This is a genomic window from Pseudomonadota bacterium (assembly GCA_039193195.1).
Classification (GTDB): domain Bacteria; phylum Pseudomonadota; class Gammaproteobacteria; order Steroidobacterales; family JBCBZW01; genus JBCBZW01.
Genome location: JBCCWS010000026.1, coordinates 73,777 through 82,972, shown reverse-complemented (window position 1 = coordinate 82,972; position 9,196 = coordinate 73,777). Strand labels below are relative to the sequence as shown.

The 9,196-nt window shown below is 63.9% G+C and carries 7 protein-coding genes; 3 read left to right on the top strand and 4 right to left on the bottom strand.

Translation table 11 applies throughout. The features are described 5' to 3' along the window. Positions 1 to 367 precede the first annotated feature (367 nt). The gene (locus AAGA68_18185; protein MEM9386997.1) at positions 368 to 2,005 is read right to left on the bottom strand and encodes a S8 family serine peptidase; all 1,638 of its coding nucleotides are present in this window, start codon (positions 2,003 to 2,005) and stop codon (positions 368 to 370) included. A 143-nt stretch (positions 2,006 to 2,148) separates the two neighbouring features. On the opposite strand from AAGA68_18185, the gene AAGA68_18180 reads away from it, so the two are divergent. The 3 genes from AAGA68_18180 to AAGA68_18170 all read left to right on the top strand — a co-directional run bounded on the left by AAGA68_18180 (position 2,149) and on the right by AAGA68_18170 (position 4,482). Next, positions 2,149 to 3,717, top strand: coding sequence for an FAD-binding domain-containing protein (locus AAGA68_18180; GenBank protein ID MEM9386996.1), 1,569 nt, complete (start codon positions 2,149 to 2,151; stop codon positions 3,715 to 3,717). A gap of 84 nt (positions 3,718 to 3,801) precedes the next feature. Continuing rightward, positions 3,802 to 4,017 carry a hypothetical protein gene (locus AAGA68_18175; protein ID MEM9386995.1) on the top strand — a complete coding sequence of 72 codons (216 nt, stop codon included), beginning with the start codon at positions 3,802 to 3,804 and terminating at the stop codon, positions 4,015 to 4,017. A gap of 42 nt (positions 4,018 to 4,059) precedes the next feature. Then, entirely contained in the window at positions 4,060 to 4,482 is a 423-nt protein-coding gene (locus AAGA68_18170; GenBank protein ID MEM9386994.1) for a type II toxin-antitoxin system VapC family toxin, read from the top strand. Positions 4,483 to 4,517: 35 nt separating this feature from the next. On the opposite strand, the gene AAGA68_18165 is transcribed toward AAGA68_18170, so the two are convergent. The 3 genes from AAGA68_18165 to AAGA68_18155 all read right to left on the bottom strand — a co-directional run bounded on the left by AAGA68_18165 (position 4,518) and on the right by AAGA68_18155 (position 9,138). After that, the gene (locus AAGA68_18165) at positions 4,518 to 5,465 is read right to left on the bottom strand and encodes a universal stress protein (protein ID MEM9386993.1); all 948 of its coding nucleotides are present in this window, start codon (positions 5,463 to 5,465) and stop codon (positions 4,518 to 4,520) included. Between the two features lie 84 nt (positions 5,466 to 5,549). Further along, on the bottom strand, positions 5,550 to 8,195 hold the full coding sequence (locus tag AAGA68_18160) for an EAL domain-containing protein (GenBank protein ID MEM9386992.1): 2,646 nt from the start codon (positions 8,193 to 8,195) through the stop codon (positions 5,550 to 5,552). Positions 8,196 to 8,529: 334 nt separating this feature from the next. Then, complete coding sequence (locus AAGA68_18155) at positions 8,530 to 9,138, bottom strand: TetR family transcriptional regulator C-terminal domain-containing protein (protein MEM9386991.1); 609 nt, start codon at positions 9,136 to 9,138, stop codon at positions 8,530 to 8,532. Positions 9,139 to 9,196: the final 58 nt, after the last annotated feature.

Here is a 9,196-nt window from a genome sequence, read left to right as displayed (position 1 = left end):
GCATGAGCGACCCCAACACTCGGAAAACGCCGGCCTCAACCCTGAGAACGCCTCACAGGCACTCGCTCAGCTGCGGTCAACGCCCTACGATCTCATCTCAGGGGCTCAACGCCACACCTCATGAATAAAGCAGGCTAGTAGTGGGCCGCTTCGTAAATATGGTAACGCTCAGTCTGCGTAGGGACAGCGTCAGCAAGGCGCGTCGCGCAGCCAATGGCATCGTCCTTGGCAAGCGATGCAACGCCGCGATGGCGCCCGTGCTACTCGCTGAGCGTCACCTTATCTACCAAGCGGCCCACTAGGGTGGGTCTGCGCGCGAGTTTCAGCGCCGATGATGTGGCTGTGCCTGCGTCCAACCATAACTTATCTACCAAGATAGGCTGATGGCGGTGTCCATCGGTACCGGCTTGCTGGCGAACTCGTCGTACCAGGGCAGGGACTGGCTCCAGGTGTAGCCTATGCTCCAGGTGTAGCCCCGGCTCCAGGTGTACCCTTGGCTCCAGGTGTAGCCCTGGCTCCAGCTGAAGCCGTCGTTCCAGGCATGGCCCATGCTCCAGGTGTAGCCCACGGGGCTTGGCTGCTCTTGAACCCAGCCATAGCCGGCCGTTGTGAGCTCACTGCCGTCCTCGGGAGCGACAACGAAGAAGTGACCGTCCTCATGCTGGTTGGCGGGACCGCCAAAGTGGCGGATGCCGGCGAGGTCGGCACGCACATCGAGGCGGCGGTTGGCGCATCCGCTGCGACGCGACCGGACCGCAGCGAAGGCATCGACTCGGCCCACGCCCTGCTGGAACACGCTGACGGCCGGTTGGCCGTCTTGCGTGATAGCCGTGCGAGCGGAGCTCATCAGTCGACATTTCACGTCGTCTGGGGTCAGTTCCGGGCGCGCGTCCAGCATGAGCGCGACCACACCACTCACCACCGCTGCTGCTTGGGATGTGCCTGTCACCCCCGGGGCGCCCTCGCGCTCGATGCCCGCCCCCGCCCCCTCATCCACAATCCACGCCCCTCGGTGGCCCGCGGGCGCGAGAATCTCCGGTTTCACGAAGCCCTCGTAGGTGGGTCCAGCGGAAGAGAAGGATGCGAGCCGAACATGACCCGAGTGGTCGCGCGTTTGGCTGACGGTGGTCGCCCCCACGGTGATCACGTAGGGAACGTTGGCCGGGACGCCGATGGTCATGGCATCTGGTCCTAGGTTCCCTGCCGCAGCCACCACCACGATACCCTCACCCCAGGCACGCATGACCGCGCGGTTGATCGGGTCATTCCAGTACCAGGATAAGGGGGGCGCTGCGAAGGAGAGGTTGAGCACTCGGATGTCGTACTGTTCGCGATGGGCGATTACCCAGTCGAGGGCGCGCACGACGTCTAGGTAAGTGGCGCTGCCGTACTCGTCGAAGGCGCGCAGGGAGACCAGCCTGGCGCGCGGGGCAATGCCCAGCAGACGCGGGTTGTCTTGCTGAGCGCTCGCCATCGCGATCCTAACCAAGTGCGTGCCGTGTCCGTTCGGGTCTCCGTCAACGCCATCGTTGACGAAATCAACTTCGGCGAGGACTCGGTCGGGCATGCGGTGGGACTGTCCGCGTCCGATGCCCGTATCGACAAACGCTATCGTGACATCGCCCTTGACACCTGCCTGATGGACGGCTAGAGCGCCTGACGCAGCGGTGTGCGTGGCCGCGGCAAGTTCGTCATCGGCGCGTCCGTGAAAGGTCGAAGTCGACAGCCGACCGTAAGCTGCATAGAGCGTGAATCCGCTTGCGCGCAGGGTCGCGCGCTGTCGATGTGTCAACTTTGCGGCCACCGTGTCCAAGGTTGCCGGCGTGAAGACCCGCTCGCCGCCGCAGGCGTCGATAGCGGCGCCGATCGCGTCGGTCGAATGGGCGTTAGGCGAGCTGACGAACCAAAGCGCGTCGTCCTTGTTTGCCCCCATGGTGACCATTGAGAGCCCGAGCCCTAGACAGGTGAGGGAAGTCAGCACCAAGCGCCATCTACGTCTAGCCATCCGTCGCCCCGGTCGGGTGATGTAACAGGCATCGAGTGTAGGAACGCGGTGCATCGGCGGCCGTTACTCGGGCCACTACGTGACGTTCCAGTCATGTGATCGGCCCCGCAATAACCGGCGGTCAACTCCTTGGTCGCCGCAGTATGACCGCCCCCGGCAGCAGCGCGCACGAGATCCGAATCCAGGCGGCGGGCAGGGGCGAAGCGCTAGCCATGCAGGATGACTCAACTCCCCAGGTGGTCTGGTTCAAGCGCGATCTGAGAATCCACGATCACCGCCCTCTCACCGAGGCAACGCGGTCGGGCGGGCCTGTACTCCCGCTCTATGTCTGCGAGCCCGAGCAATGGCTTCAAGCCGATCGCTCTGCACGGCACGTGGCGGTGACTTCGCAGGCCCTAAGTGACCTCGACGCGCAGCTGCGCCGGCTTGGATCACGTCTGATTGTCTATCCTGGCGAAACCTTGCCCGCGTTGCAGCGGCTTCGCGAGCATCTCGGCACCTTCGTCCTGTGGGCTCACGAGGAGACTGGGAACGGATGGACCTACCAGCGCGATCTGTCGGTCATCGAATGGTGTCGTGAGCACCATATCCCTTTCTGCGAGCATCCACAGTTCGGAGTGACGCGGGTGCTAGGCCAGCGTGACGGTTGGGCGGGGCGCTGGAATCGTCAGATGGCCGAGTCCCTCACGGCGCCGCCGCGGCGCTTGCCTGCGCTGTCCATACCGTCTGGTTTTCGCGGCATCGAGGCCTTTACGGAACGCGCCGAGGTGCTGCCTGAGGCTATGCAGCGGGTGGGCAGGCGGGTGGCGGTAGGAGACCTCGAGTCCTTCCTGCGCGGTCGGGCTGAGGGCTATCGCAAGCACATGTCGAGCCCGCGCACCGCCGAACGTGGCGGATCGCGCCTGAGCGTGCACCTGAGCCTCGGTACGCTCGCGATGCGCGAGGTCTGGCAGGCCACGACTCATCGGCGCCGCCAGCTGCTGGCAAAACCCCCCGAGCGTCGCGGCACCCTGGATGAGGATCTAAAGGCCTTCGAGGGTCGCCTCCACTGGCATTGCCACTTCATTCAAAAGCTCGAATCCTCACCGGCGATTGAATTTCATAACATGTCCGCGAGCGTCGATGGGCTTCGCGAGGAGGCCGAGCCCGACGAAGCTCGCTTGCGAGCCTGGCGCGAGGGTCTGACGGGCTATCCCTACCTCGACGCCTGCATGCGGTATCTGAACTGCACCGGCTGGCTCAACTTTCGTGCTCGCGCGATGCTCATGTCTTTTGCCGCGTACGATCTTTGGCTGCACTGGCGTGAACCCGCCCTGCACCTCGCTAGGCTGTTCCTCGACTACGAGCCCGGCATCCACTACTCACAGGTGCAGATGCAGTCTGGAACCACCGGCATCAATACCCTTCGCATCTCCAACCCGGTGAAGCAGGGCCAGGACCACGATCCTGAGGGCGAGTTCATCGGTCGCTGGGTACCCGAGCTGGCAGGCCTTCCCGGCCCGGCCCGCCACACCCCCTGGACTGCCTCGCCGATCGAGCAGGCGTCGGCAGGTGTCGTGTTGGGCAGAGACTATCCCCACCGGGTGGTGGATCACGTGGAGGCTGCGCGGGCTGCGCAGGTGGCGATCCGTGCGCGTCGCCGCGAGCCCCAGGCGCGGGCCGAGGCGGCCACCATCCACCAGCGCCATGGCAGCCGTAGGCGGCGAAACTAGGGGGAATAGGGAATGCGCCAATGGGGATTTGCGATCCATGTGCTAGCATTTCCCTACTGCCCCGAATGTATTCGGATTTTTGCCTTGCCCCAACTCCACTTCTACGTGCCGGAAGACATCGCCGATGCCGTTCGACGGCGTGCCCAGGCGCGAAACATGCCCCTGTCCCGGTACCTGGCCGAGATCGTGCGCCGCGAGGTGGCTGGCTGGCCGGAGGAATTTGCGGGCACGCTTGGGGCCTGGCAGGGGGATGAGCCGCCACTTCCAGGGGGTGGGAGTTCCAAGCGGGATCGAAAGTGACGCGAGCGACCCGCGTCCCGCGGCGGCACTCCTAAAGGGCCCATGTATCTCCTCGACCTGCGGATCTGTACCCAGCTGCTGAAGCACCCGACGGGCGCGGCGCGTCGACGCCTACTCTCTTGCAAGCCAGAGGACGTCCGCCTTTGCAGCGTCGTTCAGGGCGAGCTGCTCTATGCGGCCCGTCGGGCTCGCAACAGCTCTCTGGCCGAGGATAATCTGCAGCTACTCGCCACGTTCTTCGCGCCGATCGAGTCGCTCGAGTACTGTGAGGCGGCGGCGGCGGAGTATGGCCTGATGCGAGCCGAGGTGGAGCGCCGAGGGCTGACGCTGAATGCCGTTGAGGTCATGACCTGCGCGATCGCCCGGGTCAACGACGCGGCCCTAGTCACCTTCGATGCGACTCAGACGTTCCAGCGTGTCCCCGGCGTTCGGTTTGAGGATTGGCGCCAATACGAGGAGAACTAGGCCGGCCTCGGCGTCGGCCTAGGCTGAACGCCGGGTCAGTGCAAATCGACCGGGCACTCGAAGTCGGCAGGTTTGACCACCAACAGATCTGCGCTCAATTCGCCGAACACCCGCTCGGCCGTGCTGCCGAGAAAGAGGCGCTTCAAGGCCCCCCGAGCGATCGCGCCCATCACCACCAGATCGATCGAATGGTCTTCGATGCGGGCGATCAGGGTGTCAGCCGGCGAGCCGGTTTCCAAGATAACCTCTTCCGCTTCGCACTCGCGGTTTGCTAGCAGCGCGTCCAGCGCTTCGCGGTGAGCGCTTTCGATAGCTTTGGCATCTTGCTCGATCGGCAGATCGAGAGGTATGCCGCCGGCCTCGACGGGGATGCGATTGAGTACCGGTTGGAAGGCATGGAAGACGCTGAGCTCACCCGCGATAGCATCACGCAGTAGCTTCGCATGATCGACGATGCGGTGATCGAGGGCGGCAGGCTTGTCCCGCTCGTGCATCGGGTCCACAGCCGCGAGGATTCTGGGCGGTTTGTGCCAGTGCCCGCTCTTCAGCATGAGTAATGCCGTCGGGCATTCGCGCACGAGGTGCCAGTCGGTGTTGGTAAACATCGACTTACCCCAGCGAGGGTGGTGGTGAATGTCCTTGATCACCAGGTCTGCCTCGAGCTTCATCGCCTGGCGCAAAATGCCGTCGTGCCAGGGATGGTCCCATTCTAGATGCGCCTGTACCTGCGCAACGCCATCGGTGTCGAGCTTGCTTATGCAATCTGCAAGCCACTCCCGCCAGGTTTGCATGAATGTCTCACGAGCCTGCGCCATGGCTGAGGACTTACCAGTGAGCTGGTTGTTGTACTGCACGAGGCCGAAGTGCAGTTCCGCCCCAATCTCCCGCGCCAGGGTGATTCCCGTATCCATAGCCGGTTGCGCTTTGCTTGTCGGCGCTGTGTACGGGTCGAGTACCACAAGTATGCGATTAATCGCTTCCATTGGCGGTTCCTCCTGCTGCTATGGCCCAAGTATGATCAGGTCAAGGGACCTCAGCAATCGTGGAATGCCGTAGTGAACTCGCCCCTAGCTCGCCTGTACCCGGGTTTGGTCTGCGAGCAGGTTTGCGATTTCTGCGCCGCTGACAGGGCGGGAGATGAGGAAGCCTTGGATCGTGTCGCAACCGTGGGCGGTCAGCCACTCGCGCTGGGCCTCACTCTCCACGCCCTCGCCCACCACCTCGAGCCCCAACTGCTGGCCGAGGGAGATGATGGCGCTCACGATGGCCTGGTCACCCGCGTCCGCAGGCAGTCCGTCGATGAACGAACGATCCACCTTGAGGGCGTCTAGGGGAAGGCGCCGCAGGTTCTGGAGGCTCGAGTAGCCTGTGCCGAAATCGTCCACGGCAACGCGAAGGCCACGATCGCGCAGGGCCGCGAGTTCGGAGATGGCGCTATCGCTGATGCTCATCAGCGCATGCTCGGTCAGATCTAGCTCTAGGCGTTCAAGCAGTCGCTTTGGTTCGCTCACGTACGAAAGCACGTCGCAGAACTTGCCGCGGTTGAACTGAATGACGCTGGTGTTCATACATACGCGCGGCACGAGCACCCCGCGCGCTGCCCATTCATCTAGCTGACGCAGTACCTCGGCTAGTACCCACTCTCCTATCTCTATAATGAGGCCCGAGCTCTCCGCGACGGGCAGGAAGTCGAGCGGCTCCATTTGGGCCTTGCCGTCGCGTTCCCAGCGGATGAGTGCCTCAACGCCGACGCAGCGGCCGCTCGACAATGCGATCTTGGGCTGATAGGCGAGGGTGAACTCATTGGCGCGCAGCGCGACGCGCAGCCGGCCTTCGAGCGTCAGGCGGCGCAGGGCGCGTTCGCCGAGCTCCTCGGAGAAGTACTCGAAGCGATTCCTGCCTAGCGACTTCGCATGGTACATCGCCGTGTCGGCACAGCGCAGGAGTGTCTCCACGTCCTGTCCATCGCGCGGGTAAAGGGCGATTCCGATGCTCGGTGTGACCCGCATGTCATGGCCGTCCACGACGATCGGCCGGTTTAGGACATTGACGATGCGCGCAGCAACCCCAGCTGCGTCCTGACCCTCGGGCAGCTGTGTAAGCAGCACGACGAATTCATCGCCACCCATGCGCGCGACCTCGTCGAGTCGGTCCGCGTCATCGACGACTTCCTGCGTATCTCCGGGGCCACGACCGATCGCGTCGCTCTCGCGGACCACCGCGGCCAGTCGATCTGCCACCTGGCGTAAGAGTAGATCGCCGAAGGTATGACCCAAGGTGTCGTTGATTCGCTTGAATTCATCAAGGTCGATGAACAGAACTGCGAGGCTTCTCTCATTGACCGTGGCTCGGTCCAGGGCGCGCCCTAGCCGTTCGCGGAAGTGGCGGCGGTTGGGCAAGCCAGTCACGTCGTCGAAATAGGCCAGCCGTCGTATTTCCTGCTCTTGCGCGCGGCGCGCGCTGACGTCTTGCAAGGTGCCGCGCAGACGTACGTTGGCGCCGCCCGAGCGCACGGGCACGATGTGCTGCGCCAGCCAAACATCGCCTATCGCCAGTTGGAATTCGCACTCCATAGCGGTGCCACGTTCGGCGACGGCGCGCAGGGTGCGGGAGCAGCGCTCACGATCGCGCGGATGCACCCTGCGCAGCAGATCTTGCTGCTTGAACTGCTCATCATGTCGTTGACCAAGGCGCAGGAGTTGGCGTGCTTGGCTGGATAGGCGCAGTTCACCGCTGCTCGGGTCGAGCGCCCATTCGCCGACGCGGGCAACCCGTTGCATCATCAATAGTCGGTCGCGGTACTGGTGAAGCTCACGCAGTTGCGTCTGGGCCAGTTGCAGGCGCTGCAGGCGCCGGGCCAGGGCGGCCCAATCGTAGGGTGCGGTTGCGAAGTCACTGGCGCCCCCTTCCAGCGCCGCGTCGGCGTCCGCAAGGTTGCTAACGAGCGCGATCCAGGGAACGTCGGCACTGAGCGCGGTGTCGTCGCGTATGAGCGCCTGGATGAGGGGGTAGTCCGCCACCAGCAGATCTACCGAGTCATCGGTGAGGCGCTGCGAGAGTTCTTCGCGGGCCATCACGCACTGCACCTCCAGAGCGTGATCGCCGAGGTGCACGGACAGGGCAACGGACGCGTTATGCCACGCTGAGGCGTCGACGTGCGCGAGGACCACGCGCAGGGGGCGAGCACCGTCATGGCCTGTAGGTAGGGGTGCGTTTGCATCCGGCGCATCGGCAGTGGTCTGGGCAGCTGCCTCAATGGGTGCGGTTGCCTCCACGGCGGCGGCGCCGAGCGTAAGGGGCTGTAGACACCGATACAGGGTCTCGGCTCGAAGGGGCTTGCGCAATGTTGCGTCGGCCGCTTGCTTGAGCTGCGCAGCCTGCGGGTGGCAGTGGGCGGTTCCGCATATGGCGACCACGTGGATTTCGCGGCCGAGGGCATCGCTCACCCCGCGGATCGCCTCCACGCTGCTTTCACCCGCGACGTCGCCGACCAGGCTGTCGATGAGAATGGCGTGGAATTGACGGTAGCGCGCGTACTCGAGTGCTAGGCGCATATCCCCGGCCACGGTCGTCACGCAACCCATGTTTTGCAGCAGGCGTTCGATGACCTGTTGCTGGGGACGCAAGTCCTCCACCACCAGGATCTTCAGGGAGTCCAGGCGTAGAGGGTGTTGGGATGGGCCCTCTCGCTTTATGGGCGGCGACAGCTTCACGAAATCCTCATTGCGACGGCGCCGCGCCGTGCGGCGCTGGTGCATCGAGAACCGGGCGGCGGGCTGCGAATCTACAAAATGGTGTCGGCAATTCTCCTGTCGGCTTTAGCGTGAGTCCGCATAAGACTGGTGCCGTCAGGGAGCCGCGAGGCGGATCCCCGCTTGAGTAAGCACGAACAGGCCTACGAGCAGCAAAGCAATGGAGAACAGCTTGTCAAAGCGACGCATTGGGGGTTTGGTCATCATCAGCGGGTGTCTGTGCGTACCGACGGGTCGGTTTGTTGGGGAGCAAGGCTTCTCAAGGGCGTATTTAGAAGCGCTTACGTTGGGAAGATCAGCGTTGGATGCGCTGGGCCCGTAGGTGCACCAGCAGAGCCGTGATGGCTTGGCGGAACAGCGATTCGTCCATCGAGTTCTTCATCAGCCCAACTGCCCCCTGAGTGGTGGCCACGATCAGCGTCGCTAAGCCTCGGGCGTCCGTGGTGGGCGCCATCGTGCCGAGCGCTTGGGCCCGCTCGAAGGCTCGCTCGAGGGACTGCTGCCAACACGCGTAGATGGCGCTAACGCGCTCTCGGAAGCCTTCATCCAGAGGAGACATTTCCTGGGCCAAATTGTTGATTGGACAGCCATGACGCATCTGCTCGGCCCGCATCGACTGGCACTGGGTGGCGAGCTGGTCGATGACGGCGCCTAGGGGATCGCCCGTTTGGCTCACGTGGTCCCAGTGGCGTGCGTGGCGCGCGGCCAAGTACTCGTCGAGGACTGCGTAGCCAAGCGCCTGCTTGCTCGGGAAGTGGTGATAGAGGGCGCCCTTGGAAATCCCGAGGCGCTTGAGGATATTGCCCGTGGAAGCAGCTTGGTAGCCGACGCGGTACATCTCCTGGGCCGCGCCCTCGAGAATGCGCTCGCGCGTGTGCTCAGCCTGCTGCAGCCGGTCGGTCATGAGGATGACTCTGCTAGTAACGCACTCACTATACAAACCGACCGGTCGGTTGGCAACG